Origin of the sequence: Sulfitobacter marinus (assembly GCF_900116285.1) — a bacterium.
In the GTDB taxonomy this organism is placed as follows: Bacteria; Pseudomonadota; Alphaproteobacteria; order Rhodobacterales; family Rhodobacteraceae; genus Sulfitobacter; species Sulfitobacter marinus.
Map to the genome: position 1 here is coordinate 145,721 of NZ_FPAJ01000005.1, position 25,962 is coordinate 171,682.

Here is a 25,962-nt window from a genome sequence, read left to right on the forward strand (position 1 = left end):
CGCATAAAAGCGCATGTTTTCGCTCATTATCAGCACCTATTCGTTGTGTTCTGACACAACATACCGTTACATTCTGCACGTGAGGCCCTAATTCGGGCGGACGAAGGAGAAAAAAAGATGGCTACAAAACCAATGACAAAAACCCAGCTCGTCGCAGCTCTGGCCGATGAAATGGGCACAGACAAAAAAGCGGCTGGTTCTGCACTTGATGCAGTATGTGCTTTGATCACAAAAGAAGTCTCCGGCGGCGGCGCTGTGACCCTTCCTGGCATCGGCAAAATCTATTGCCGTGAGCGTCCAGAGCGCATGGTACGCAACCCTGCGACTGGCGAACAGTTCAAAAAAGAAGCGGACAAGGTCGTTAAGATGACCATCGCGAAAGCGTTGAAAGACAGCGTTAACGGCTAAGTCTGGCAACTGATTTATCCAAAAGGGTCGCCTTCGGGCGGCCCTTTTTTGTTGCCACGCGCGCACCGCCCCTTGCGCATCAAACCCATCTGCGAAAAGGTCGGCCGACCAAGGTTTCAGAAAGGCCCCGCCATGGACATTCGCGCAATTCTCGTGGGGCTGGCCTTTGCCTTTATGTGGTCCTCGGCCTTTACCTCGGCGCGTATCATCGTGGCAGATGCCTCGCCCCTGATGGCGCTTTCTGCGCGCTACCTCATTTCGGGCTTGCTGGGCGTAGGTATTGCGCTGGCCATGGGGCAAACATGGCGGCTGACCAAGACTCAATGGCGCGCGACGATCATCTTTGGCATCTTGCAAAACGCTGTATATCTGGGCCTGAACTTTATCGCGATGCAGACGGTGCAGGCCTCACTGGCCGCGATTATTGCGTCGACCATGCCCTTGTTGGTTGGCTTGGCGACATGGCTGTTTCTTGGTGAAAAGCTAAAACCATTGGGCATTGCCGGTTTGGTCGCGGGCGTTGTCGGTGTGTCGATTATCATGGGTGCCCGGATCAGCGGTGGCGTTGATCTCATGGGCTTGATGCTATGCGGAATTGGCGTACTGGCCTTGACCGCGGCGACCTTGCTGGTGCGCGGTGCTACGTCGGGCGGTAACTTTATGATGGTTGTGGGGCTGCAAATGCTGGTGGGCTGCGTGACGCTATCGCTCGCGACAGTATTGTTCGAAACCCCGCACATCACACCAAGCTGGACGCTGTTGGCGGCGTTTGCCTATACCTGTCTGGTGCCCGGCCTGCTGGCAACTGTGGTCTGGTTCTGGCTGGTCAACCGGATCGGCGCAACGCGGGCGGCGACATTCCACTTTTTGAATCCGTTTTTCGGCGTGGCAATTGCTGGTGTATTGCTCAGTGAACCCTTGGGCGGGCAAGATCTCCTCGGCGTGGCCATCATCACCTTTGGCATTCTCGCCGTTCAAATTTCACGGCAACGGACGGCCTGAGACACCATCGTTTTCTTTGAAAGAAAACGGGCTGGAATTTTTGAAAAATTCCATCGCCACCCCATCTAATGTATGAAGATCGCAAAGGAGACCTCCATGGCAAAGTATCAAAAGACACCCGACGCCGTCGCGGCCCTGTCGCCCGAAGAATATCGCATCACCCAGCAAAGCGGAACCGAACGCCCCGGCACCGGTAAACTGCTAAGCAACAAAGAGCCGGGCATTTACGTAGACATCGTATCAGGCGAGCCGCTGTTCGCGTCCGCCGATAAATACGAATCCGGTTGCGGGTGGCCCAGCTTTACCAAAGCGATTGAACCCGCACATGTGAACGAATTGCGCGACGACACCCTAGGCATGATCCGCACCGAGGTGCGCAGCACCCATGGCGACAGCCATTTGGGGCATGTCTTTCCTGATGGTCCACCAGACCGTGGTGGGCTACGGTATTGTATAAACTCGGCCTCGCTCCGCTTTGTTCATCGCGACAATATGGAGGCCGAGGGTTATGGCGATTACATCAATCAGGTGGAGGACGTAGCATGACACAACAACGCGCAGTATTGGCAGGCGGATGCTTTTGGGGGATGCAGGATTTGATCCGTAAACGCGATGGGGTCATTTCAACCCGTGTCGGATATTCCGGCGGCGACGTGCCCAACGCAACCTATCGCAATCACGGCACCCACGCAGAAGCGATCGAAGTGATCTTTGATGACGCGGTGCTCAGCCATCGTGACTTGCTTGAACTGTTCTTTCAGATACATGATCCGTCGACCCTAAACCGTCAGGGGAATGACCGCGGGCTAAGCTACCGCTCGGCAATCTACTATGAGAACGACGATCAAAAGGCCGTCGCCTTGGACACAATCGCTGACGTAGACGCGTCCGGCATCTGGCCTGGCAAAGTCGTGACCGAAGTCGAACCCGTTGGCGATTTCTGGGAAGCAGAAACCGAGCATCAAGACTATCTTGAGCGTATTCCAAACGGCTATACCTGCCATTTCCCCCGTCCGGACTGGGTATTGCCCAAACGTGCTGCCGCTGAATAAGCGACGATAACGACCGGCTAAAACTGTGGCAGCTGCCCCTATTCGTTAAAGTACCGCCAGTGAATTTCTTCACTGGCGGCTTACTTTTTAACGTGTGGTCACGCATTCCCGCAACTTTCGCATGAGAAACACGCGCCTACTGGTTATCTGGCACCAGGGTGGTCAGCAATTATAGTCGCTGCGCCCCGATGCTGCGCGCACGACTAAAATTCAAATATGGCGATACGATGGTCACAACGCAATTATTAATAAAAGGTTAACGCAAATAAATTTGCATTACTTTTCATTCATTTGCAATCCTGGGGCGTCCCGTCGCCTCGACCGTAATCACGGCTTCGATAAAAATCTCGCGGCTCTCGACCTTGGTGGTGCGAATGTCATGTACTGAATTTGCTTGGATGTCCCCCACACCAGCGGCTTGCGCGGCCGCTATCGCCTTTTGGCGCAAGGCCTCCTCCAGCCGCGCAATCGCGCTGGCTTGATCCGTGAAATCCTGTGGCCCGCTGTCGAAATGCACCCGGTATCTGCCCTCGCCCGGCGATGTAACGGTGCCGCTTTCACGCATTGTGACGCGGCCAACCACCGCGCCAATGGCGTTTGCCACATCCGCATGCTCCGGCAAGATCATTTGCGCCCCAAGCATTGTTCCAACAACCGGGTAATAGGTCGCCGCCGAGGCACCAAGTCCGATCACCGAGACATTTAACGCGGCATCAATCCGCAAAAGCCCGCGATGGCCTGCTAAACCCCTTTGCAGCAAAACATGCCGTGCCAACACATCGGGGGCGACATCAAATGCCGGATCTTCCTCGGCAAAGGCGGTTTCCAGCAGCGCCAGTGCCGTTTGCCTGGTCAGCTGATCAACGATCATCTGCGCCATTAAATCAGGATCAGGTGCCAACATATTGCCCGCCCCCGTCCGCCGACGGCCGAACAGGGCCAAGGCTTTGCGCGCTGCATCTGCGTCCCAAGTATTCACCCGGCCCAATACATGGCTGGCATCCGTTGGCGTCACCCCCGCAATCTGAACCAGCCCGCGTTCCACCAACCGTTGCAACGCGCCCGTCTCGATCCGCGAGCGCAGGATAGTGCCAAGCGGATGCACAGCATCACCGATACGTTCCAACAGGATGGTTTCGCGGGGGCCAATACCTTCATGGGTTTGTCCGGCAACGGCACGCACGAATCTCGCGTCAAATTCGCCGGGTGTCGCGCTGCGCAACTGTGCGTCCAAGGCAGCATGCACAACGTCCGGCGCATCAACGGCGACCAACGATACCGGCAGCAGACGCCTTGGCCCCAGCGTGATACCGCCCTGTAACCCTTCGGTCAGGAAATGCACCTCGCTGTCACCGCCCAGACCGGTCGTTCGCATGGCAACCGCTTCGACCATCGTACGATAAGGGCCGACCTGCGCGCCCGCAGGATCAATTGCAGGCCGCCCGCCCCGCACCAAGGCCACATCTGTGGTGGTCCCCCCGATGTCACTGACCAACGCATGATCTGCCCCCGTCATCCAACACGCCCCGACGATGGATGCCGCAGGCCCGCTTAGGATCGTCTCAATCGGGCAGGCGCGGGCTTGGGCCGCCGAAATCAGCGCCCCGTCCCCGCGCACCACCATCAACGGGGCCGTTACGCCAATCTCGGTCAGCACATCTTCGGCGCGGCCAATCAGCCGGTCTATCATCCCGATCAACCGCGCGTTCAAAACAGCCGTCAGCGCGCGTTTTGGCCCGTTCAACTTGGCCGATAATTGATGCGATGATGACACCGGCTTGCCCGTCAATTGCGTCACAAGATCGGCGACACGCAGCTCATGCGCAGGGTTGCGCGTGGCGAACTGGCTGGCGACGGCAAAACCGCTAACGTCACCCTTGTGTTGCTCAAGGAACGCAACCAATGCACTCTCATCCAGCGGGGTTGCTTCGCTGCCCGCGTGGTCATGACCGCCCGCCAAGATCAGATACGGATCGCCCTTTAACGCGTCGGCCAAGCCATGGGCCTGCAAATCCCGTTCCTTAAAGCCGACATAGATCAGCGCGACACGACCGCCTTGACCCTCGACCAGCGCATTCGTCGCCAACGTTGTCGACAAGGATGCCAGCGACACATCAGCCGCGCGGACACTCGCCTTGGTCAACACCGCACGCAGGGCATTTCCGACACCAATCGCAAGATCATTCCGGGTCGTCAGCGCCTTGGCAGATGCAATCACAGTCTTTTCGTCACGGATCAAAACCGCATCCGTATAGGTTCCGCCGGTATCAACACCCAGAAGCAACGCCATCGTCTTCTCCTTGAACTATTTGGCACGGGTGTAGTGATAACCCCGTTCAGGTCCAGCCCGTTTGCGTCATTTTGCGGCCAAGCGGGCCACTGCCCAACGTGCGGCCTCCGCCACCGTTGCATCGGGGTCCTGCACGAGGCTTTGCGCGGTATCAGAAAGCGTCGGCTTGCCCGAATTCCCAATGGCATAAAGGACATTGCGAATAAACCGGTTCCGCCCGATCCTTTTGATCGGCGATCCTGAAAACCGCGCGCGAAATGCTGTGTCATCCAGCGCGGCAAGCTCTGCCAGATCAGGCGCCCCCACCCCGCCGTGATAGCGCATATCGCTGGCGGCGACGGCGAACTTGTTCCAGGGGCAAGCGGCCAGGCAATCATCGCAACCGTAAATCCGGCTGCCCATCTTACTGCGCAGCTCCAGATCAACGGGGCCTTTGTGTTCAATCGTCAGATAGGAAATGCAGCGCCGCGCATCCAGCCGGTAGGGCGCGGGAAATGCATCTGTCGGACAGGCATCCAAGCAAGACCTACAAGACCCACAATGATCAACCTCAGCACCGTCCACAGGCAGCTCAAGCGTGGTGAAAATGGCACCTAGAAAAGCCCAGTTTCCCCAATCACGGCTCAGCAAATTGGTGTGTTTGCCCTGCCATCCCAGCCCGGCCGCTTGGCCCAACGCCTTCTCCGGCACGGGCGCGGTATCGACAAAAACCTTCACTTCGCAGGTTTCCTGTTCGATCAACCACCGCGCCAACCGCTTGAGCCGCTTTTTAACGATATCATGATAATCGCGGCCATGGGCATATACCGATATTGCGGCCTTATCCGAATGCGCGAGTACAGCCCTCGGATCATGCTCAGGCGCATAGCTTTCAGCCAACATAATGACCGACCGCGCTTCGGGCCACAAATCCGCCGGATTGCCGCGCCATGCCATCCGGTCTGCCATCCATGACATCTGCCCATGATACCCGGCCTCAACAAAGGCGGCGAGCCGCGCGGGAACCTCCGGTACATCCCAGGGGCGGCAGATCTTGCAGGCCACAAACCCCTCGGCCAAAGCCTGAGACACCAAACGATCCTTTAAATCGTCCATGTCTTCTCTGGCTCCGAAATATCCTCGGGGGTTTGGGGGCAGACAGCCCCCAACGCTTTCCGCTTAAAAATCAAGGTCATTGTAATGCTTTGGCGGCGGAAATCCCGGCACCTGATCGGCCAATAGCGATCTAAAGGCCGGGCGCGATTTGATCTTGGCGTACCAGTCCTTGACCACGTCAGATCGGTTCCAATCCACGTCCGAGATGTAATCAAGCGACGACAGATGCGCGGCCGCCGCGAAATCGGCCAGCGTCATGACATCGCCAGCCAGCCAACGGCGATGGTCCAGCAACCACGCCATGTAATCAATGTGGTATTTGATCGCTTTGGCACCGTCCTTGACGTTGCGGCTGTCAGGGAAACCTTGCCCCATGACCTTTTTATTCACCCGCTCGTAGAGCAGCTTTGATGTGACTTCGGCGTGAAATTTATCATCAAACCAACTGACCAGGCGTCGCACTTCAAGGCGCTGTGCCGGATCGCTGGGCATCAACGGCGGCTCGGGGCGCGTTTCCTCGATATATTCGCAGATCGCCGCGCTTTCCGACATCATAACCCCGTCGAGTTGCAAAACGGGCACCTTTCCAGCGGGATTTCTACGCATGAAATCAGGGTCTTGCTCCCAATATCTTTCTTCTACCCGTTCTACCTCGATCTTCTTTTCGGCAAGGCTAAGCCGGACCTTTCGGCAGAAAGGAGAAAGAGGAACATGAAACAGGCGGGCCATATGAGGATCCAGAACTAGGGTTAGGTTTTTCCACTCATGCCTGTGTTAACTGGCATTTTCAACTCTCGAAACAAGCAGCACGCCCATCCTTGCTGATTGTCGCCGCCCCGTCGCGGATACGCGCGGTGCGCTTTTTGGTATAGCTGCCGGGATTTGAAGCAGAGCGGGTTTTCGGGGAGGGTAATATCGCGGCAAGCCGCGCGGCTTGCGTCGCTGAAAGGTTGGAAGGGGTCACACCAAAGTAATACTGTGCCGCAGCATCCACGCCAAACACGCCTTCGGCAAATTCGGCCACGTTCAGATAAACCTCGACAATACGGCGCTTGGACCAGATCGCCTCAACAAGCGGGGTGATCGCCGCCTCCAATGCTTTTCGCACCCATGTCCGGCCATGCCAAAGATAGACATTCTTGACTGTCTGCTGGCTAAGGGTAGATGCGCCACGGTTTGACCCTTCGGAAATTGCCTTTTTGATCGCTGGCAGGTCAAAACCCCAATGGTTGCAGAAATTCGCGTCCTCCGCCGCAACGACAGACCGGGCCATAACCGGCGCGATACTCTCAAGCGGGACCCATTGATGGTCGACGCCGCCCAACCTGCGTGCTTCGCTAAACATATAGGGTGTCGTGGGCGGATTTATGACTGCGAACAGCAGGATAAATGCCAGTAAAATTCCGACAATAACCAGCGCCACCTTCAGCGCCGCACGCACCACGCGCTGCTTAAAGCTTCGGCGCTGTCTCACAGCAGCCTTGTTCTTTTTCGATGATGCGCGTTTTGCCATGGGCACCAGCTATACTGCCCAGCGCGGAGGTTGTGAACGGGTGTTACACCGTGAACGCGCCTTTTGCCGGGTGCGCGGCATCATGGGCCGGGCATGATTGCGCATCATGCCCGGCCAGTACCAAGGGCTTACTCCGCTGGGATCGCCTTGTTATCGTGGCTTAGCGGTGCCGGAATATGAACCAGCATCTCTTTTGGGCAGATCTGAATGAAGTGATCCTTTTCAATCGGCCAGTGCTGCAAGATATCAGCGGCTTTACGGCTGTTGGTTTCCTCCAAATGCCGCTCGATCAGGCCCTTTAGCTCGGCCTCCCAATGATCCACAGTGACCGGGCAGGTCACCAGCGTTTCGGTGTTCAACATCGAATCCGCCCGCCCCTCTGGATCATACAGATAGGCCATACCACCTGTCATACCCGCGCCAAAGTTGGCACCGATGCTGCCAAGGATCACGGCAACACCACCGGTCATATATTCACACCCGTTGCTGCCGCAGCCTTCGATCACGACATGCGCGCCCGAGTTGCGAACGGCAAAACGTTCACCGGCGCGACCCGCTGCGAACAAGAACCCTTTGGTCGCACCGTATAGAACGGTGTTCCCAATAATGGTGTTCTCAGCCGCTGTGATCGTGCTGGCCATCGACGGGCGCACAACGATTGTACCCCCCGACAGCCCCTTGCCGACATAGTCATTGGCATCGCCGGACACTTCCAGTTTCAGACCCGGTGCAGCAAATGCGCCAAGGCTTTGACCGGCAGAGCCTGTCAGCTTCACCGTCAGGTGATCAGGTTGCAGCTGGTTGTTCATGCCAAAGCGGCGAATGATATGGCTGGATGTCCGCGTGCCAACGGTACGGTGCGTGTTTTGCACCGCATAGCTTAGCTGCATCTTTTCCCCTTCTTCAAGGAACCGCGCGGCGTCGCGCACGATCTCTGCATCCAGCGTATCCAGCACAGCATTGCGTGGCTTGTTGCGGTCATAAACGATCTCGGACGCGCCATCGACGGTGATCAACAGCGGGTTAAGGTCCAGATCATCCAAGTGTGCAGAGCCACGGCTGACCTGCGCCAGCAGATCGGCACGACCAATCACGTCATCAAGGCTGCGCGCGCCGATGGACGCCAGCAATTCGCGCACTTCGGTGGCGTAGAAGGTGATGAGGTTTACGACCTTATCCGCATTGCCGGTGAACTTGCCGCGCAGCGCCTCGTCTTGGGTACAGACGCCCACGGGGCAGGTGTTCGATTGGCACTGACGTACCATGATACAGCCCATGGCGATCAGCGCAGCAGTGCCGATGCCGTATTCTTCGGCCCCCATCATCGCCGCCATGACAATGTCGCGACCCGTGCGCAAACCGCCATCGGTGCGCAGGGTGACACGGTCGCGCAGGTGGTTCATCGACAAAACCTGATGCGCTTCGGTCAGGCCCATTTCCCACGGCAAACCCGCATATTTGATCGAGGTCGCAGGCGATGCGCCAGTCCCGCCATTATGGCCAGAAATCAGGATGATGTCCGCCTTGGCCTTGGCCACACCTGCGGCAATCGTGCCAACACCGGAGGATGCCACCAGTTTCACGGTGACCTTACAACGCGGGTTGATCTGCTTGAGGTCATAGATCAGCTGCGCAAGGTCTTCGATCGAATAGATATCGTGGTGCGGCGGCGGGGAAATCAGCGTCACACCCTTGGTCGAATGGCGCAGACGGGCGATCAGGTCGGTGACCTTCATCCCCGGCAGCTGGCCACCTTCGCCGGGCTTGGCGCCTTGGGCGACCTTGATCTCAAGCTCTTCGCACTGGTTTAGGTATTCTGCTGTCACGCCGAAACGGCCTGATGCCACCTGTTTGATCTTGGCCGACGGATTATCGCCGTTGGATTCAGGTACAAAATGCGCAGGATCTTCGCCGCCCTCGCCGGAATCCGACTTGGCCCCGATACGGTTCATCGCGACGTTCAATGTCTTGTGCGCCTCTGGCGACAGGGCACCCAGCGACATGCCCGGGGTCACGAAACGCTTGCGGATCGCGGTGATGCTTTCGACCTCTTCAATCGGGATCGCCGCACCGAGCGGCTTGATATCCAGCAAGTCACGCAGATGGATCGGTGGGTTGCTTTGCATCTTGGCGCTGTACTGTTTCCACATCTGATAAGACGCTTTGTTGCACGCCATTTGCAACATGTGCATTGACGACGCTTCCCATGCGTGGGTCTCGCCCGATGTACGTGCCTTGTAGAAGCCACCGATGGGCAGCACGGCGCCGTCACCTTGCCAGCCACGGGCATGAACGGCTTCAGCTTTGCGCTGAATACCTGTGGTACCGATGCCGCTGATACGGCTGGTCATACCGGGGAAATATTCGGCACACATTGCACGGCTTAGGCCAACAGCCTCAAAGTTCAGACCGCCGCGATAGGACGACACGACGGAAATGCCCATCTTGGCCATGATCTTGAGCAGCCCTTGGTCAATCGCCTCGCGGTAGCGGGCCATTGCTGTGGTCAGGTTCACGTCCAGCAGGCCACGCTCGATACGGTCAGCCAGCGAATCTTCGGCAAGATAGGCGTTCACCACGGTCGCACCACAGCCGATCAGAACAGCAAAGTAATGCGGATCAACGCATTCCGCCGATCGCACGTTCAGCGATGTAAATGTACGCAAACCCTTGCGGGTCAACTGGCTGTGTACGGCTGAGGTCGCCAGAATCATCGGCATGGCCACGCGGCCCTCGCCGCTGAACTGATCGGTCAGCACGATGTGCCCTGCACCGGAACGCACGGCGTCTTCTGCCTCGTCGCGAATACGGGCCAAACCTGCGCTTAGGTTGCTGCCTCCGGGTTCAAAGGTACAGTCGATGGTGACGGAATCCGCGTTGAATTCCCCCATCAGCTGATCGAATTGCGCGTTAGCAAGGAACGGGCTGTCCAGCACCAGAATTTCAGTCTGGGCGCTGGATTCATCCAACACGTTTTTCAGGTTACCAAAGCGTGTTTTCAGGCTCATCACCCGGAATTCACGCAAGCTGTCGATCGGCGGGTTGGTGACCTGGCTAAAGTTCTGACGGAAGAAATGGCTCAGCGGGCGGTACTGGTTTGACAAAACCGCAGACGGGGTATCGTCGCCCATGGAGGCCAACGGCTCTTTGCCATCTTCGGCCATCGGGGCAAGGATCTGCTCAAGGTCTTCGATGGTATAGCCTGCGGCCACCTGACGACGGCGCAGTTCATTGCCTTCGAACAATGGCTTTTCGTCAATGTCAGCCAGCGCTTCGTCAAGTTCGTTGATCTTGCCGACCCATTCGCCAAACGGACGGGACGCCGCCAGTTTGTCTTTGATCTCGGTATCGCCGAACATCTTGCCTTCTTCGATGTCCACAGCCAGCAATTGACCGGGGCCAAGCGCGCCTTTGTGCACGACATTCGCCTCATCCTGCGGGACCATCCCGGCCTCGGACCCGGCAATCAGCATGCCATCGGCGGTAACAACATAGCGCATCGGGCGCAGGCCGTTGCGGTCAAGACCGGCACAGACCCAACGGCCATCGGTCATGGCAAGGGCAGCAGGGCCGTCCCATGGTTCCATCACCGAGTTGCAATAAGAATACATGTCGCGCCATGCTTCGGGCAGTTCAACCGCTTGCTTGGACCATGATTCAGGCACCAACATGGTTTTTGCCATCGGCGCGTTGCGCCCTGCACGGACCAGAACCTCGAACACCGCGTCCAAAGCAGCCGAGTCAGACGACCCCGCAGCGACGATTGGTTTGATGTCTTCGGCCATGTCGCCGAATGTGCCAGACGCCATGCGGATTTCGTGCGACTTCATCCAGTTCAGGTTACCCTTAAGGGTGTTGATCTCGCCGTTATGGGCCAACATGCGGAAGGGCTGTGCCAGCCACCATTGTGGGAAAGTGTTGGTGGAATAACGCTGGTGATAGATCGCAAAGGCGGATTCAAAGCGGTCATCCATCAGATCGGGGTAGAAGGTGGCCACATCCTGGGCCAGCATCATGCCTTTGTAGATGATCGACCGGCAGGACATCGACGCGATATACAGCGTTGGCACCTGCGCGGCGAGCGCGGCCTTTTCGATCCGGCGGCGGATCACATACAGCTCACGCTCGAATGTTTCTTCGTCCACGCCCTTGGCGTTCGAGATCAGAATTTGTTCAATCTCGGGACGGGTCGCGTTGGCCTTTTCACCCAGCACCGAGATGTCGACCGGCACGTGGCGCCAGCCGTAAATGTAGTACCCCATACGCAAGACTTCGGTCTCGACGATGGTCCGGCAGGTTTCCTGCGCGGCAAAGTTGGTGCGCGGCAGGAATACCTGACCAACGGCAATCAGTTCACCTTCGCGAGGGCTGTGACCCGTGCGACGCACCTGATCATAGAAAAAGTTAACTGGGATTTGCACGTGGATACCCGCGCCATCGCCGGTTTTACCGTCGGCATCGACAGCACCACGGTGCCAGATCGCCTTGAGCGCCTTGATCCCCGACAAAACCACATCGCGGCTGCACGAACCGTCAATGTTTACAACCAGGCCAACACCACAGGAAGAATGCTCTTCTTCCTCGGAATACAGACCGTTCTCGGCCATATATGCGCGTTTCGCTTCTTCGCGGGCCACCCAGGCGTCATCATACTTGGTCATTGGGCTTCTCCTTCATCGGGCGCAAACAGCGCGAGAGTTTGTTTTCTAGTCAGTTTCTGATGATCACCAGCAAGGGCGTATCCCTGTGGGCAGACATCAGTATAATATTCTATCGCCAAAGTGGCACCGCCTGCGTTTTCAAACAGGCCAGCGGCCAGGTTGCGCGAATTGTCGTGGATCAACCCGTACCAAAGCGTCGATCCGCAATCCTCGCAAAAGGCGCGTTGTGCCCAATCCGAGGATTTGAAGACTTTGACAGGGCCATTCATAACAATGCTGTCCTGATCCGCGCGGATGTTCACAAAAACCGAAGACGTATGTTGCTGACACATGGTGCAATGACAGGCCCGCAAAATGGGGTCAGACGCGGTCGCTGTGACCGTGACTGCACCGCATAAGCAGCGGCCTGACAATTCCAATGGTGTCTTATCTTCGTTCAATCTGTGCTTCCTAGTCTGGTGGCGATTGGTCGCTTATTCGGCCGCGACAGCGGTCATCGCGCCCATCTTCTCGAGGATCGCCTGCGCGCAATCGCGCCCGTCCTTGATCGCCCATACAACCAGTGACGCACCGCGTACGATGTCACCCACGGCATAGACACCATCAAGTTCGGTTGCACCCGTAATGTAATCGGCCTTGATCGTGCCCCAGCGGTTCACGGGCAGTTCCGGCGTGTTCCAAAGCGTTGGCAGATCTTCAGGCTCAAAGCCAAGCGCCATGATGACCAGATCGGCCTCTTCTACGTAGTCAGCCCCCTCGATCACCTCGGGTGCCTGACGGCCTGTGGCATCCGGCGCACCAAGACGCATCTTTTGCACCATGACGCCGGTCACTGGATCGCCGACAAAACCTTTGGGCGCGGAAAGCCATTCGAAGACCACGCCTTCTTCCTCGGCGTTTTGTACTTCGCGCTGGCTGCCCGGCATGTTGGCGCGGTCACGGCGGTACAGACATTTCACCGATGTAGCACCCTGACGGATAGATGTGCGCACACAGTCCATCGCCGTATCGCCGCCGCCGATGACAACGACCTTTTTGCCATGGGCATTGAAACGACCGGATTCAAATTCCTCGACCGTGTCACCAAAGCTTTTGCGGTTGCTGACGGTCAGGAAATCAATCGCGCGCTCAAGCCCGACGCCGCCCACACCGGGGGCCTGAATTTCACGGGTTTTATAAACGCCGGTCGCGACGATCACCGCGTCATGCTTGGCCCGAATATCGGCAAAGCTGATGTCGACGCCGACATCGCAGTTCAGTTCAAACTTGACCCCACCTTGGGCAAGCTGGTCGTTGCGGCGCATCACCACGTCTTTTTCCAGTTTAAAGCCGGGGATACCGTAGGTCAGCAACCCGCCCGCGCGGTCGTAGCGGTCGTAGATGGTGACCTGAACGCCCTGACGGCGCAGCACGTCGGCAGCAGCCAAACCACCGGGGCCCGCGCCGATGATACCAACGGATTCGGAACGCTCGGCCCGGGGTGAGATCGGCTGAACCCAGCCTTTTTCCCACGCGGTGTCGGTGATGTATTTTTCGACCGACCCGATTGTCACGGTGCCATGGCCGGATTGTTCAATCACGCAATTGCCTTCGCACAAGCGATCCTGCGGGCAGATGCGGCCGCAAATCTCGGGGAAAGTATTGGTGGCTTGCGACACTTCATACGCTTCCTTCAGGCGGCCTTCGGCGGTCAGGCGCAGCCAGTCGGGGATGTTATTGTGCAACGGACAGTGGGTCTGACAATAGGGAACGCCGCATTGGCTGCAACGGCTGGACTGCTCTTTCGCTTTCTCATCCGCGTATTCGGCATAGATTTCGTTGAAATCTTCACGGCGCAGATTCGGGAGCCTTTTTTCAGGCATGTCCCGTGAAACCGTTATAAACTTGAGCATGGGCTGCTTGGCCATGGTTGAAATCTCCGCCAGAAAAACTGTGTTAACCTCCCTTACACAGGTGGTGAAAGATAATAAAGGCAGTATTGTTGACCTTTATGTAAATAATTTTGGTGGGTCAGGGTGCGCACCGTAAATTTCGCCACAAATTAGGTCCGATTCGGATTTAAATATAGTGCTTTGCATTCGTTGTGGTGGGTTTATACCTCATGCAAACCATAAAAACCGCAGGCCAAGACAATGACTTTGTTTCAACTTTTGCTCGTCGCAATCATTCAGGGCCTGACGGAATTTCTGCCGGTTTCATCGTCAGGTCATCTCATTCTGCTTCCCTTCGTAACAGGTGGCCCCGATCAAGGGCTGGCAATTGATGTTGCGGTTCACGTTGGCACCTTACTGGCAGTCATCATTTATTTCCGGGCCGAAGTCGCCGAAGCCACCCTTGGCCTTGGCCGCCTGCTGCGGGGCAAAGTCGACACCCCCGGTGCGCGCACCGCGCTTTTGCTGATCCTCGCGACCATTCCAGTTTTGGTGGTGGGGCTGCTGTTCAAACTGCTGGGCATCGATGAAATGCTACGGTCAGTCGCCGTGATTGGTTGGACCATGTTGATCTTTGGCCTTCTCTTGTATTGGGCTGACAAAACGGGCGGCAAATCACGCGATGCCGGTGATTGGCAAATGAAGGATGCAGTCTGGATGGGTCTTGCCCAAGCCGTTGCGCTGATCCCCGGAACGTCCCGCTCGGGCATCACGATTACGGCAGCGCGCAAGCTGGGCTATGACCGCACAAGCGCTGCCACGCTGTCGATGCTCATGTCGATCCCGACGATCCTTGCATCTGGTGCCTTGCTGTCTCTGGACGTCATAGGTGAGGCCAACTGGCAACTAGCCAAAGACGCATCAATTGCTGCCGCATTCGCCTTTGTCGCGGCATTGTTGGCGCTGGTATTTATGATGCGCCTGCTGCGCAGCGTCAGTTTTACACCCTATGTGATTTACCGCATCATTTTGGGGATTGCGCTGCTGACCTACGCCTATTCATAAATGCAAAAAGGCCCGCCAGTTTCGGCAGGGCCTTTTCCACAAAAATAAGTTAATTAGCTGCGCAGATCCTTGGCCGAGGCCATGATGTCATCATATTGACCCGCAGGGCGGAAGCGCCACAGATAATCCGGCAGAACCGATGACATCGACACAGGAGTAATACAAAGCGTATCAAAGCCTTTAGCACCCTCTGCGACCACATTATCATTGCCCAGATTTTTGACCTGATCACGGGTCACCACGCCATTTTTGACCAAGCCCAGCGTAACCGACTGCAAAAGATCAAAGGCGAATGCCATAATCTTGGCCACGAACATCGGGACCGCCAATACCAAACGGCGGCGATGTACAACATCCAGCATCCGCTTCATCAGGGCGCGAAAACTCTCCACATCCGGGCCGCCAAGTTCGTAAGCGCCTGCCGGCGCATCACCAAGCACGCCCATCTCAGCCGCGCGCGCGACATCATCCACATATACCGGCTGAAAGAGCGTATCCGCGCCGATCACGGGCACAACTGGGCTAAGCCGTGTCATACCCGCAAACCGGTTAAAGAATTCATCCTCCGGCCCGAACACGATCGAGGGACGCAAAATAACGGCATCAGGTACGTGCTTTAATACAGCCGCCTCGCCCATCGCCTTGGTCTGCGCGTATTCGCTTGCCGATTCAGTATCCGCGCCAATCGCCGAGACATGAACCAACCGGTTGATACCCTCCGCGGCCGCAATTCGTGCAATCCGTTCGGCACCATCCGATTGAATTGCCTCAAAGGTGCTTTTACCCGTTTCGGCCAGAATACCCACGCAATTCACAACAGCATCGGCCCCCTGCATTGCGGCACGCACCGACGCATCGTCACGAATGTTGCAGAAAACAGGCTCAACCTGACCGACGGCACCATATGGGCGCACGAAAATAGCCTCATTCGGGCGGCGTACCGCAACACGAACACGCCATCCTGCCTTGGCCATACGGCGCACAATGTAACGCCCCACAAACCCCGAGCCACCATAGATCGTGACCAGCTTTGACATGATGATGCTCCTGTCCAGAAAATATGATCGATAGATACAGTTTTGCCAGTTTGGGAACAAGCTTCAAATCAGACCAGTTTGATCGAACTGGTTAAGACCATACACCAGCGTTTGCCGCGCATGGCAACTAGATCAAAGAATGTCAGCGAATCCAATTGACACCTACGCCCCGCACGATTAGAGCAGCCTTCACAACCCCCCTGTGCCCAGGTGGCGGAATGGTAGACGCGCTAGCTTCAGGTGCTAGTACTGGCAACGGTGTGGAGGTTCGAGTCCTCTTCTGGGCACCAATTTTTCCAAATAATTTATTATAACATTATCTGGAATTGTAATTTCCTCATCCACCTTTAAATCCCCCTTTCAGACATCATTCTAAAGATGCCGCCAAGAGTAAGGATCGGGCACGATCTTTGGCTTTGTGCAACAAAGCCGGACTGCAGGGTCGCGAGCTTCCCTCAAATGCCTGAGCATATCTCTCATTCTTCGGTTGTAGTGCCTGCGCCGGACGTTCGTTTTTCCCAGTACTCTTTCGCGGTGTGCCGGTTTGCATCCAGCATCTTTTCCATTTCGCGCTTGGCGTCGGCACCGCTTCGGTCACGGATAGCCTCTGCAACACGGGTGTGGCCTTCTCTTGAAACGGGTGTGCCATTGTCGGTTTGAACGCCGTATTCGTAAGAAATTCGTAGAATACCTATGATGATGGGCCGCAGCTGGCGCATCATCCGGTTACCGGTCGCATCAAGAATTGTGCAATGGAACAGGCAGTCGGCCGCGTAAAGTTCGGTCACATCCATGCTGCCGGGCGACATGGCGTCGGCGGCTTTTAATATCTCGCCCACCTGTTCAGGTGTTGCACGTTCAGCGGCAAGTTCGGCAGCGGCCGGTTCAATGATGCATCGCAGCTCGGTGGTTTCGACAAACATTCTGCCGATGCCGCTCTGGGCGACGTTGTGCCACGAAATAACGTCAGCATCCAACAGGCTCCATTCACTGACCGGGCGCACGCGGGTGCCGTAGCGGCGCGCCGTGCGAACCATTCCCTTGCCGGATAGCACCTTAATTGCGTCACGGATGGTGTTCCGGCTGAAGCCTAATGCATCAGCCAGATCTGATTCCATCGGCATAGGTTCACCCTCTGGATAGTCACCGTTAACGATTGCACGGCCCAGTTTTTCAACAGCCTCTTTGGCAACGCCGGTCGGCAAAGACGATCCCGCATCCAGTGGCGTTGTAAAGTTAAGCCCACGTGCAGCAACATTTTTTATCATCCGAGCTTTCCTTTTCCGTCGACATATCCACAAATTCTAGATGGTATCTAGACTCTAGATGGTATCTATGATAGCAAATCTTAAGCTAAAGTAAAAATCCGCCGTTTCAATCTTCGATACCTTGGTTTTGACGGGCGCAAAAGGGACACAACAGATTTGATGCACCGGAGTAAGCCAGCATTACTATCCAAGCCGTGTCTGGTGTCTGTCTGATGAAAATCACAGCAATCAGAACCGTTATCGTCAATGCATTCATCCGCAATTGGGTCTTTGTAAAAGTCGAAACCGATCAGCCCGGTCTGTGGGGATGGGGCGAAGCGACGCTGGAATGGAAGACCCGCGCCGTGACTGGGTGTATTGAAGATCTCGCGCCTTTTCTGGTGGGGCAGGATCCGCTGCGCATTGATCATCTGGTCAACAGGATGTCGCGGTTCAGCTTCTGGAATCTTGGCGCAATCGGGATGAGTGCGGCGTCAGGGATCGAAATGGCGCTGTGGGATATCAAAGGTAAATCCCTTGGTGTTCCGGTTTGGCAATTGCTGGGCGGACGGGTGCGCGACAACGTGCGGGTTTATACGCACCCGTTGCGTGGTGATTTAAAGCGGCTGGTGCCAAGCAGTGACATATCTGCGGTCTGTGACGACATCCAAGCGACTGTCGAAATGGGGTACAACGCCGTTAAGGTCGGTCTGGTGCCCTACACGGGCTATGACGCGCCGCTAAAGGACGTCCGCCATGTGGCCAAGCTTGCGGAAGCGATCCGCGAGAGGGTCGGCGATGACGTCGATATTATGACGGATTTCCACGGTCGCCCCGAAAGTTTGGCGGCCGCAAAGGCCTATATTGACGTTATTGCCCCGATCAATCCGATGTTCATCGAAGAGCCGCTCCAACCGGGCAATGCACAGGCTATGGCAGAGCTGGGACGCAGGGTTGATTGCCCGCTCGCGACGGGAGAACGGCTTTTTGAAGCTGCGCAGTTTTCAGAACTTGCCGAACTGGGGGCTGTGACGTTTGCGCAGCCCGATCTGGCGCATTGCATGGGCTTTTCCGGTGGTCGAAAGATTGCCGCGATCACACAGGCCCGGGGCATCGGGGTTTGTCCGCATAATCCTATGGGTCCCGTGGCCAGCGCCGTTGCACTGCAGTTTGACGCGGCGACGACCAACTTTGTCATTCAGGAAGAATGCGTCGGCGTTGTGCCATGGTTCGAGGACATCTGCGCGACCTATCCGATCAAGCTAACAAATGGTGCTTGGGATATTCCCGATGCGCCCGGGTCAGGTATCGAAATTGACGAAAGAGAGGCGGCAAAACATCCGTTTAAGCCAGAACATATACTGGCAATGGATGCGATCTTGGAGGACGGAACTATCGCCAATTGGTGACTCACGCGGCTGCGCATTCACATGCTTAGGCCGGGTGAAAACGACAAGACGAATAACAAGGGAGAGAGAGAAGATGAAAGCTACGACATTACTTAAAGGCTCTGCGGCGGCACTTTTGTTGTGCGGCACTTCGCTTAGCGCTGAAGAACTGACAATCTGGACGATCAACTACACATCTGACCGGCAAGTGTCCGCACTGACAGCGGCCGAGGCCGAGTTCGAGGCGCTGATGCCCGGCGTGGACGTGGAAATTGTGATGCGCGGCACCGACGAACACAAAACCGCGCTGCGGGTCGCTGCCGGGTCCGATACTGGTCCGGATATCTATGCCTACTGGGCCGGTCTGGGCCTTGGCGGGGAATATGTGCAGGCCGGGCTTAGCACCGATCTGTCGCCATACTATGAAAGCTACGGGTGGTCTGACCGCCTGACAGCCCCATCGCAGGCGTTCTCCGAAAGCTTCGCAGAAGGCAAACACGGCATCCCGTTCCGGTTCTCGGGCGAGGCTGTCTATTACAACAAAGAGCTGTTTGCGAAGGCGGGCATCGAGTCTGAGCCGCAAACCTATGAGGAACTGAAGGAAGCCGCGGTTGCATTGAAAGCAGCGGGCATTCCGGCATTTACCTTTGGCGGCACGGTCAACTGGCACGTCATGCGTCTTATGGACGTTATTTTGGAAACCACCTGTGGTGTAGACAAACATGACGCCCTGATGGCGATGGAACTGGATTGGGCAACAGAGCCTTGCGCCCTCGAAGCATTTACCGAGATGAAATGGTGGACGGATGATCATTTCCTGAAACCGTTCATGGGCATCGATAACCGTCAGTCGACTACGTTGTGGTTTGCCAACCGGGCCGCGATGATGCTGGAAGGCGACTGGCACGTTCCGACCATTGACGAAAATGCCGACATGGAAAACTTTGGCCTGTTCCCATTCCCAACCGGCACCGGGCGTTTGTATGGTTTTGCCGAATACATGTATGTTTCGACAAAATCGGACCAAGCAGATCTGGCGGCAAAGTTCCTTGATATGTTCACATCGGACGAATTCCAGACGGCCCACTTGGGTGCGTTCGGGGCGCTTTCTGTGAACAAGAACGTCAAGCAGGGTGACGATGCGCTGGCATTGCACCGTGAATGGCTGGAGGTGTTTGCCCAAGCCGAAGGAACCTTCGTTAACGGTGACCAAGCGTTCCCATTGGATGTCACGACGGAATACTTCCGTGTGATCAATGAACTCGCCTCTGGCGATCTGGAGCCGCAGGCCGCAGCCGACGCAATGGCTGGGTTCATCTCAAACCACTAAGGTTTGAGCGGGGTTCGCAGGATGGCAATACGACCATTTTGCGGACCCAATTACGATTATTGGCAGTCGTTCTGAGAGATATAAAATGACGTTGATTTCACGGTTCCGGAGCCCTCGCACCCAAGGGATTTTGCTTTTGACCCCCGCGCTTGGGGTCTACGCGATGTTTGCCATATGGCCGATGATTGACGTGCTTATCCTTAGTTTTCAGGACTGGAACGGGATCACCGAAAACCGCGAGTGGGTCGGGCTGCGCAACTATTACCATATCCTTTATAACGACCCTGTGTTCTGGGTCGCGTTCAAGAACACGTTTATCTGGACCGTTCTTTCGGTGGTTATTCCCCCCTTGCTTGGCCTTGGATTGGCCCTAGGGCTCAACCAGAAACTGATCCTGCGCGCGCCATTGCGGGCGATCTATTATCTGCCCGTGATCATCGCACCGATCGCGGTGGCGACGATGTGGCGCTGGATGTATGATCCGTTCTTTGGCCTGTTTGCCCAGTTACTTGCAGATTTAGGGCTGTCATCCTGGGCGGTTGATTGGCTAGGTGATCGAGATGTGGCGCTGTATTCTATTTTCGTGGCTTACGTCTGGCAGAACGTCGGGTTTTCGATGGTGTTGTTTTTGGCCGGCTTGCAAAGCGTGGATAGTTCGCTGATCGACGCGGCGCATATTGACGGCGCGAACCGGCGGCAGGTTTTCAAGAATGTCACGCTGCCAGCACTGCGGCCGACAATTACCATTGTGCTGGTCTTGTCGACGATCTCATCGCTGAAAGCCTTTGACATTATCTATGGCATGACAGGCGGCGGACCGGCGCAATCTACGCAGATGCTGGCGCTCTGGGCCTTTACGCAATCAATGGAAATTTTCGATTACGGCCGTGGGTCCGCAGTGTCGGTGGTGCTTCTATTGCTGACGCTGGCCGTCGTGATCCCCTACATGCGCTGGTCACAAAAACAAGAAAGTGATGCGCAATGATCGCCCCCGCACTGAACATGAAGCGGCGCGATCCGGTGCTGATCGGCCTCTGGATATCCTTGGCGCTGGTGGCACTGGTCTGGCTGACCCCCGTTGTCTTTATCACCTTCACAGCGTTGAAATCCGAGGCCGAGATATTCAGCACAGCGGCGTTTTCCGTGCCATCCGCAATCGAATGGTCAAACTTTGGCGTCGCATGGATCAAGGGCAATTTCAGCCAGACGTTTTTCAACAGTACGGTGATCACGCTGGTCAAGGTGCCGCTGGGACTGCTGATCTCGGCGATGGCGGCCTACGCCTTGGCGCAAATCAAGCTGGGATGGAACAAGGCGCTGCTATTGTTCGTTCTTTTCGGGGCGATGTTGCCGTTTCAGGTGATGCTGGCACCGCTGTTCAACCTTGTGAACTCGCTTGATCTGATCGACACATATCCCGGTGTGATCCTGCCCTATCTGGCATTTGGCGTCCCGTATCAGGTCTTTATCTTGCACAGCTTTTTTAGGGCCGTCCCCAAAGAGCTAACAGAGGCTGCGTTGATCGATGGGGCTACGCATTTCACGATCTTCCGGCGCATATTCCTGCCGGTTTCACTGCCGGTACTGGCGGCATTGCTGATCCTAGATTTTGTGTCCACGTGGAACGAATTCGCCATGGCGCTGGTGTTGTTGCAGGACAAAAACATGTGGACGCTTCCCTTGGGGTTGATGTCCTTCCAAGGGCAGTTTTCAAGCAATTATGGTGAGTTAAACGCAGCGATCGTGATGACGGTTCTTCCTGCGACACTCGTTTACCTCATCTTCCAACGATACTTTGTCAGCGGGCTGACATCCGGCGCGGTTAAAGGCTGACCCATGCAATTCAACACATACGACACGCGAAAGAGGGCGTAGAAAATGGCAACACTAGACATAGATGGCCTGCACAAGAGCTATGGCGGGCTTGAGGTTGTTCATGACGTGAGCATGGCGTTTGACCATGGTGAGTTCATTATCCTTGTCGGCCCGTCAGGATGTGGGAAATCAACCATGCTGCGGATGATTGCAGGGCTTGAGGACATCACCGCCGGCACCATTTCAATCGGCGGCCAAGTGGTTAACGACCTGTCCCCCAAGGAACGCAACATCGCGATGGTGTTTCAGAACTACGCTTTGTATCCGCAAATGACCGTGGCCCAGAACATGGGATTCTCACTCGAGCTCAATAAGATGAGCAAAGCGGAGATCGCGGTTAAGGTCGAAGAAACCGCCGAAACGCTTGGGTTAACGCCGCTGCTGGATCGCAAGCCCTCGCAGCTGTCTGGCGGGCAACGCCAGCGGGTCGCGATGGGGCGGGCCATTGTGCGTGATCCGGATGTGTTCTTGTTCGATGAACCACTGTCCAACCTCGATGCAAACCTGCGGGTCAAAATGCGCGCTGAGATCAAGGCGCTGCATCAACGTCTGGGATCGACAATCGTATATGTCACCCACGATCAAATCGAAGCCATGACGATGGCGGACCGGATTGTTGTGCTGCGGGCCGGGAAGGTCGAACAGATCGGATCCCCGCTTGAGCTTTATGATAATCCGGTGAACCTGTTTGTGGCCGGGTTTTTGGGCTCACCCGCGATGAATTTCTTGCAAGGTCATCTCGCGCAGGATGGATCGTCTTCCTTGACCCTTGGTAATGGTGCCACGGTGGAGCTTGCCGTGCGCCCCGACAGTGCAGCCGAAGCGCCCGTTACCTTGGGCGTACGCCCTCAAGACATAGAGATCGATCCAGAAAACGGCACGCCCGGAACCATCAAGCTGATCGAACCGACAGGCGCGGACACCCATGTTCTGGTCGATGTCGCCGGCCACGAAGTGACCTGCGTTTTGGCACAACGTGTCGCAATGTCCGTCGGAGACGAAATCCGGATCTCGTTCAAAACACCGAACGCACATTTCTTTGATGCGGTGACCGAGGCCCGACTGCCAACATCTAACCCAACCGAAAGGAGTCTAAAATGAACGCCACGACACAGGTCGCTAAATGGGACATTTTTGAATTTGAAGCCAAGGCAGATGTCCCCGGCAATCCTTATTTGGATACAGAAATCTGGGGGGTCTTTTCGCAAGGAAACCGTCAAATTCGGGTGCCGGGTTTTTATGATGGAGACGGTAGTTTCAAGGTGCGATTCAGCCCCGACCAGACGGGAAACTGGTCCGTTACAACGCAATCCGATGTCGCCGATCTAGACGGTAAAACCGCAAATTTTACAGTGACCGAGGCCCGCGAAGGCGTGCATGGCCCCGTGGGTGTCCGAAATAAATTTCACTTTGCCTATGCCGATGGCACGCCCTATGCGCCGTTTACCACCACCTGCTACGCATGGACCCACCAACCGGTTGAGATGCAAGAACAGACATTGAAATCTTTGGAATGCGGTGCGTTCAACAAGATGCGGATGTGCGTGTTTCCAAAGCATTACCCCTACAACCAGAACGATCCGCTGCATGATGTATATGCCGTCAAGCCGGATGGAAAATATGACCCTGACCAACCCAACTTCGAAGCCTTCCAACACTTTGAAAACCAGATCGCGCGGTTGGGCGCATTGGGGATCGAAGCCGATGTGATTATTTTCCATCCCTATGATCGCTGGGGCCATTGTCGCTGGACCGAAGAACAAGACTACCGCTACTTGCGCTATCTTGTGGCACGGATTGCGGCTTATCGGAACGTCTGGTGGTCACTGGCGAATGAATACGACTTTATGCTCGATGTGAAACCGATGTCGCGCTGGCACAGGTTCTTTTCGATCATCGAAGAAGGGGACCCTTCGCGTCATCCCAAATCCATCCACCAAGGCTATATCGAAAACAGCTACGACCACCGCAAGCCTTGGGTGGCGCATGCGTCCATCCAGCATTTTCAAACCACGGACACTGCAAAATGGCGAGCCGATTATGGCAAACCAATCGTGAATGACGAAATGCATTACGAGGGCGATATCGTCCAGTGTTGGGGCAGCATTACAGCTGAAACATTGGTGCATCGGTTCTGGATGACGGTGATGAAGGGCGGTTATGCAGGGCACGGCGAAACCTATTCGCACCCGCAAGATCTGCTATGGTGGGCCAAGGGCGGCGAGCTGCGCGGCCAAAGTGCCGAGCGCATCGCATTCCTGCGCGGTATTGTTGAGGAAGACGCGACGAACGGCCTGACCCCATTCGAGGAAATCGACGGGCTGCAAGCATGGCCCAGCCTGGGTGCTGCACGCGATGGTGATGTGACATATATCTACCTCGCCGAGCATCGCCCGCTGACCTGGACGCTCGGCTTGCCACAAGACGACGGCACCAATTGGGAGGTCGATATAATCGATACGTGGAACATGACCATCACACCTGCCAAACGGGTTGAGGCGCATGTGCCCGTCGCGATCAAACACGCCGAGAAAACGGTTGGCGGCAAGGCAGACGCGGGCTTTGGTGTCGAACTGCCTGGCAAGCCAAACCTCTGTGTGCGGGTGCGGCGGAAACGGGCCTAAGACAAAACACCAGTTCGATAGGGTGCCGGCCGCAAATCCGGCATCCTAGAATTACGATCCGTGTTGAATGCCTGTTTCCACCTTGTCACGCTTACTTACTTGGCTTGAAATGTTTGGCTTCCAACCCGTCAGCGATTGCTAACCTGTTCCATGCGTTTATCGCCGCGATTTGAAAGCAGATGACGGATAGCTCTTGTGCGTCAAAGTGTTTTTTGGCTTCAGCTACAGCGTGGGACAGCTCATTTGAATCGTCTAGGCCGGTCATTTTCTTCGCAAGAACGAGTGCAGCTAGGGTGCGGGCAGAAAACCGTTGGCTTGGATCTGCTCGTTTCAGCGCATCAATCTCCGCCTCAGAAACGCCTTGCGAACTGCTGAGCGCGCTATGCATTGCGACACAGAATCCGCATGAGTTGAGGGCGGAACAATATAGTCGCACAATTTCCAGCAATCGCGGGGATACGCTTTGGCTTCCAGTGGTGGATCCCACCGAAGCCAACGCCGCTCGACCTTCCGGCCAGTTCGTGAAAACCCCGATTCTTGGCGATGCCAGATCGGTCACGCGGCATGCTCGACTTTGAATGCAGGATAACCGATCTGATGCAAAATGTCGTTCAAATCATAGCTAAAACGCTCGCCAGACAACAGTCCGTCCCGGAACTGAACCACGACAGTGAACCTGAACCGGATCGGCAGGCCGGTCGCAGGAATGCCGAGGAACGATCCCTTGTGAGTGCCAACAAAATCGGCTTCCCCAATGGCCATATCATCATTAACCCAATGCAGGCTGGCATTTTCAGTTTGCACGCCAAAGGCATTCCACCACAATTCATAGTGCTTGCGAGCGTTTTGCCGACCTTCTAGCCGCAGACCAACGGGCTGATCTTCGAAAACAGCTTCCGGGTGGATCGTGGCCAAGGTCCCAGCCATATCATGGGCGTCTTCTGCCCTCGTGTGAAGGAGAAGGCATTTTGCATTTTCTGATCGTGTCGACATTTCGTTCCTATCTTGTGTTGGTTGCAATCCAGCTTGCGGTTGCTGCCTGATGTTTTGGGTCTACTGCTTGTGCTGATTTTTTGACCAAGTCTTCGAGGGAAACTTGGCGCAAGGTTTCACGCCACGCCTGAGTTGCCGTGTCCATGACGGCAGCAACAGTACACCGCGACGTGAAATGCCCCGAAACATTCGCACAAACCCCATCGCGCCGGATTTCGCGGCAGTGAAATTCAGGAACAATCCCGTCTAACGCGGCGACAATGTCCAGTGTCGAGATCTGACTTGGCGGACGCGCAAGCTTGTATCCGCCATTGCGCCCAGCTGACGCGATCACAAGGCCAGCAGCCGTTAACTTCTGCATAAGTTTTGCCACGCCACCGGCAGACAATGCATGAAACTCAGCAAGCTTGGTTGCAGGTAGTTCGATATTTTTTGGCCCACACGCCAACAATAACATTAGGTGAAGCGCGGACTCTGCGGTTGTATCTTTTCTCATAATACGAAATTTAGA

General features: G+C 55.9%; 23 protein-coding genes and 1 tRNA gene. 12 read left to right on the forward strand and 12 right to left on the reverse strand.

All coding sequences use genetic code 11. The features are described 5' to 3' along the window. Positions 1 to 117: 117 nt before the first annotated feature. The 4 genes from BM347_RS14635 (at position 118) to msrA (ending at position 2,462) form a co-directional block, all read left to right on the forward strand. Positions 118 to 408, forward strand: a complete 291-nt coding sequence (locus BM347_RS14635) for an HU family DNA-binding protein (RefSeq protein ID WP_175498591.1) — start codon at positions 118 to 120, stop codon at positions 406 to 408. 132 nt (positions 409 to 540) lie between these two features. Further along, the gene (locus BM347_RS14640; protein ID WP_093917239.1) at positions 541 to 1,410 is read left to right on the forward strand and encodes a DMT family transporter; all 870 of its coding nucleotides are present in this window, start codon (positions 541 to 543) and stop codon (positions 1,408 to 1,410) included. 96 nt (positions 1,411 to 1,506) lie between these two features. After that, a complete protein-coding gene (gene msrB / locus BM347_RS14645; RefSeq protein WP_093917334.1) occupies positions 1,507 to 1,956 on the forward strand; it encodes a peptide-methionine (R)-S-oxide reductase MsrB in 450 nt (149 codons plus the stop codon). After that, positions 1,953 to 2,462 (forward strand): peptide-methionine (S)-S-oxide reductase MsrA, encoded by a 510-nt coding sequence (gene msrA / locus BM347_RS14650; RefSeq protein WP_093917240.1) that lies wholly within the window; start codon positions 1,953 to 1,955, stop codon positions 2,460 to 2,462. The genes msrB and msrA overlap by 4 nt, the downstream gene beginning before the upstream one ends. A 283-nt stretch (positions 2,463 to 2,745) precedes the next feature. Here the strand turns inward: msrA and BM347_RS14655 are convergent, their stop codons facing one another. From BM347_RS14655 to BM347_RS14685, 7 genes are all read right to left on the reverse strand, one after another. Then, positions 2,746 to 4,752: a hydantoinase/oxoprolinase N-terminal domain-containing protein gene (locus tag BM347_RS14655; RefSeq protein WP_093917241.1), complete on the reverse strand. Its 2,007-nt coding sequence runs from the start codon at positions 4,750 to 4,752 to the stop codon at positions 2,746 to 2,748. A 66-nt stretch (positions 4,753 to 4,818) separates the two neighbouring features. Further along, positions 4,819 to 5,847 (reverse strand): tRNA epoxyqueuosine(34) reductase QueG, encoded by a 1,029-nt coding sequence (queG, locus tag BM347_RS14660; RefSeq protein ID WP_093917242.1) that lies wholly within the window; start codon positions 5,845 to 5,847, stop codon positions 4,819 to 4,821. Between the two features lie 63 nt (positions 5,848 to 5,910). Then, positions 5,911 to 6,576, reverse strand: a complete 666-nt coding sequence (gene fzlA, locus BM347_RS14665) for an FtsZ-binding protein FzlA (RefSeq protein WP_093917243.1) — start codon at positions 6,574 to 6,576, stop codon at positions 5,911 to 5,913. Between the two features lie 58 nt (positions 6,577 to 6,634). Further along, the gene (gene mtgA, locus BM347_RS14670; protein WP_093917244.1) at positions 6,635 to 7,360 is read right to left on the reverse strand and encodes a monofunctional biosynthetic peptidoglycan transglycosylase; all 726 of its coding nucleotides are present in this window, start codon (positions 7,358 to 7,360) and stop codon (positions 6,635 to 6,637) included. Positions 7,361 to 7,488: 128 nt separating this feature from the next. Then, positions 7,489 to 12,021, reverse strand: a complete 4,533-nt coding sequence (gene gltB, locus BM347_RS14675; RefSeq protein WP_093917245.1) for a glutamate synthase large subunit — start codon at positions 12,019 to 12,021, stop codon at positions 7,489 to 7,491. Then, positions 12,018 to 12,461: a GFA family protein gene (locus tag BM347_RS14680; RefSeq protein ID WP_245764285.1), complete on the reverse strand. Its 444-nt coding sequence runs from the start codon at positions 12,459 to 12,461 to the stop codon at positions 12,018 to 12,020. Before BM347_RS14680 ends, gltB begins: the two co-directional genes overlap by 4 nt. Before the next feature lie 33 nt (positions 12,462 to 12,494). Further along, on the reverse strand, positions 12,495 to 13,928 hold the full coding sequence (locus BM347_RS14685; RefSeq protein ID WP_093917247.1) for an NAD(P)-dependent oxidoreductase: 1,434 nt from the start codon (positions 13,926 to 13,928) through the stop codon (positions 12,495 to 12,497). Between the two features lie 225 nt (positions 13,929 to 14,153). Between BM347_RS14685 and BM347_RS14690 the strand changes: the two genes are divergently transcribed. After that, on the forward strand, positions 14,154 to 14,957 hold the full coding sequence (locus BM347_RS14690) for an undecaprenyl-diphosphate phosphatase (RefSeq protein WP_093917248.1): 804 nt from the start codon (positions 14,154 to 14,156) through the stop codon (positions 14,955 to 14,957). Between the two features lie 53 nt (positions 14,958 to 15,010). Here BM347_RS14690 and BM347_RS14695 read toward each other — a convergent pair whose 3' ends face one another. After that, a complete protein-coding gene (locus BM347_RS14695; RefSeq protein ID WP_093917249.1) occupies positions 15,011 to 15,994 on the reverse strand; it encodes a complex I NDUFA9 subunit family protein in 984 nt (327 codons plus the stop codon). 204 nt (positions 15,995 to 16,198) lie between these two features. Here BM347_RS14695 and BM347_RS14700 point away from each other — a divergent pair. Then, positions 16,199 to 16,284: transfer RNA gene (locus BM347_RS14700), tRNA-Leu, on the forward strand. A gap of 186 nt (positions 16,285 to 16,470) precedes the next feature. Here the strand turns inward: BM347_RS14700 and BM347_RS14705 are convergent. Next, a complete protein-coding gene (locus tag BM347_RS14705; protein ID WP_093917250.1) occupies positions 16,471 to 17,262 on the reverse strand; it encodes a FadR/GntR family transcriptional regulator in 792 nt (263 codons plus the stop codon). A 212-nt stretch (positions 17,263 to 17,474) separates the two neighbouring features. Here BM347_RS14705 and dgoD point away from each other — a divergent pair, with 212 nt between their 5' ends. The 6 genes from dgoD to BM347_RS14735 all read left to right on the forward strand — a co-directional run bounded on the left by dgoD (position 17,475) and on the right by BM347_RS14735 (position 24,458). Further along, entirely contained in the window at positions 17,475 to 18,650 is a 1,176-nt protein-coding gene (dgoD, locus tag BM347_RS14710) for a galactonate dehydratase (RefSeq protein ID WP_093917251.1), read from the forward strand. A gap of 73 nt (positions 18,651 to 18,723) precedes the next feature. Then, the gene (locus tag BM347_RS14715) at positions 18,724 to 19,959 is read left to right on the forward strand and encodes an extracellular solute-binding protein (protein WP_093917252.1); all 1,236 of its coding nucleotides are present in this window, start codon (positions 18,724 to 18,726) and stop codon (positions 19,957 to 19,959) included. A gap of 85 nt (positions 19,960 to 20,044) precedes the next feature. Then, the gene (locus BM347_RS14720; RefSeq protein ID WP_093917253.1) at positions 20,045 to 20,944 is read left to right on the forward strand and encodes a carbohydrate ABC transporter permease; all 900 of its coding nucleotides are present in this window, start codon (positions 20,045 to 20,047) and stop codon (positions 20,942 to 20,944) included. After that, positions 20,941 to 21,792, forward strand: a complete 852-nt coding sequence (locus BM347_RS14725) for a carbohydrate ABC transporter permease (RefSeq protein WP_093917254.1) — start codon at positions 20,941 to 20,943, stop codon at positions 21,790 to 21,792. The genes BM347_RS14720 and BM347_RS14725 overlap by 4 nt, the downstream gene beginning before the upstream one ends. 45 nt (positions 21,793 to 21,837) lie before the next feature. Further along, positions 21,838 to 22,935, forward strand: a complete 1,098-nt coding sequence (locus BM347_RS14730; protein WP_093917255.1) for an ABC transporter ATP-binding protein — start codon at positions 21,838 to 21,840, stop codon at positions 22,933 to 22,935. Next, positions 22,932 to 24,458, forward strand: coding sequence for a DUF5060 domain-containing protein (locus BM347_RS14735; protein WP_093917256.1), 1,527 nt, complete (start codon positions 22,932 to 22,934; stop codon positions 24,456 to 24,458). The genes BM347_RS14730 and BM347_RS14735 overlap by 4 nt, the downstream gene beginning before the upstream one ends. A gap of 91 nt (positions 24,459 to 24,549) precedes the next feature. Here the strand turns inward: BM347_RS14735 and BM347_RS14740 are convergent, their stop codons facing one another. Genes BM347_RS14740 through BM347_RS14750 form a run of 3 tightly spaced genes read right to left on the reverse strand, consistent with a single transcriptional unit; the run spans position 24,550 to position 25,947 of the window. Then, entirely contained in the window at positions 24,550 to 25,017 is a 468-nt protein-coding gene (locus tag BM347_RS14740; protein WP_175498592.1) for a carboxymuconolactone decarboxylase family protein, read from the reverse strand. Further along, entirely contained in the window at positions 25,014 to 25,451 is a 438-nt protein-coding gene (locus BM347_RS14745; protein ID WP_093917258.1) for an ester cyclase, read from the reverse strand. Before BM347_RS14745 ends, BM347_RS14740 begins: the two co-directional genes overlap by 4 nt. Before the next feature lie 7 nt (positions 25,452 to 25,458). After that, positions 25,459 to 25,947, reverse strand: a complete 489-nt coding sequence (locus BM347_RS14750; protein WP_093917259.1) for an RrF2 family transcriptional regulator — start codon at positions 25,945 to 25,947, stop codon at positions 25,459 to 25,461. Positions 25,948 to 25,962: the final 15 nt, after the last annotated feature.

What these genes read in the sequence shown, in the direction of transcription:
- BM347_RS14635 (WP_175498591.1), top strand. Translation starts at nt 118, where the DNA reads ATGGCTACAAAACCAATGACAAAAACCCAGCTCGTCGCAGCTCTGGCC.
- BM347_RS14640 (WP_093917239.1), top strand. Translation starts at nt 541, where the DNA reads ATGGACATTCGCGCAATTCTCGTGGGGCTGGCCTTTGCCTTTATGTGG.
- msrB (WP_093917334.1), top strand. Translation starts at nt 1,507, where the DNA reads ATGGCAAAGTATCAAAAGACACCCGACGCCGTCGCGGCCCTGTCGCCC.
- msrA (WP_093917240.1), top strand. Translation starts at nt 1,953, where the DNA reads ATGACACAACAACGCGCAGTATTGGCAGGCGGATGCTTTTGGGGGATG.
- BM347_RS14655 (WP_093917241.1), bottom strand. Translation starts at nt 4,752, where the DNA reads ATGGCGTTGCTTCTGGGTGTTGATACCGGCGGAACCTATACGGATGCG.
- queG (WP_093917242.1), bottom strand. Translation starts at nt 5,847, where the DNA reads ATGGACGATTTAAAGGATCGTTTGGTGTCTCAGGCTTTGGCCGAGGGG.
- fzlA (WP_093917243.1), bottom strand. Translation starts at nt 6,576, where the DNA reads ATGGCCCGCCTGTTTCATGTTCCTCTTTCTCCTTTCTGCCGAAAGGTC.
- mtgA (WP_093917244.1), bottom strand. Translation starts at nt 7,360, where the DNA reads ATGGCAAAACGCGCATCATCGAAAAAGAACAAGGCTGCTGTGAGACAG.
- gltB (WP_093917245.1), bottom strand. Translation starts at nt 12,021, where the DNA reads ATGACCAAGTATGATGACGCCTGGGTGGCCCGCGAAGAAGCGAAACGC.
- BM347_RS14685 (WP_093917247.1), bottom strand. Translation starts at nt 13,928, where the DNA reads ATGGCCAAGCAGCCCATGCTCAAGTTTATAACGGTTTCACGGGACATG.
- BM347_RS14690 (WP_093917248.1), top strand. Translation starts at nt 14,154, where the DNA reads ATGACTTTGTTTCAACTTTTGCTCGTCGCAATCATTCAGGGCCTGACG.
- BM347_RS14695 (WP_093917249.1), bottom strand. Translation starts at nt 15,994, where the DNA reads ATGTCAAAGCTGGTCACGATCTATGGTGGCTCGGGGTTTGTGGGGCGT.
- BM347_RS14705 (WP_093917250.1), bottom strand. Translation starts at nt 17,262, where the DNA reads ATGATAAAAAATGTTGCTGCACGTGGGCTTAACTTTACAACGCCACTG.
- dgoD (WP_093917251.1), top strand. Translation starts at nt 17,475, where the DNA reads ATGAAAATCACAGCAATCAGAACCGTTATCGTCAATGCATTCATCCGC.
- BM347_RS14715 (WP_093917252.1), top strand. Translation starts at nt 18,724, where the DNA reads ATGAAAGCTACGACATTACTTAAAGGCTCTGCGGCGGCACTTTTGTTG.
- BM347_RS14720 (WP_093917253.1), top strand. Translation starts at nt 20,045, where the DNA reads ATGACGTTGATTTCACGGTTCCGGAGCCCTCGCACCCAAGGGATTTTG.
- BM347_RS14725 (WP_093917254.1), top strand. Translation starts at nt 20,941, where the DNA reads ATGATCGCCCCCGCACTGAACATGAAGCGGCGCGATCCGGTGCTGATC.
- BM347_RS14730 (WP_093917255.1), top strand. Translation starts at nt 21,838, where the DNA reads ATGGCAACACTAGACATAGATGGCCTGCACAAGAGCTATGGCGGGCTT.
- BM347_RS14735 (WP_093917256.1), top strand. Translation starts at nt 22,932, where the DNA reads ATGAACGCCACGACACAGGTCGCTAAATGGGACATTTTTGAATTTGAA.
- BM347_RS14745 (WP_093917258.1), bottom strand. Translation starts at nt 25,451, where the DNA reads ATGTCGACACGATCAGAAAATGCAAAATGCCTTCTCCTTCACACGAGG.
- BM347_RS14750 (WP_093917259.1), bottom strand. Translation starts at nt 25,947, where the DNA reads ATGAGAAAAGATACAACCGCAGAGTCCGCGCTTCACCTAATGTTATTG.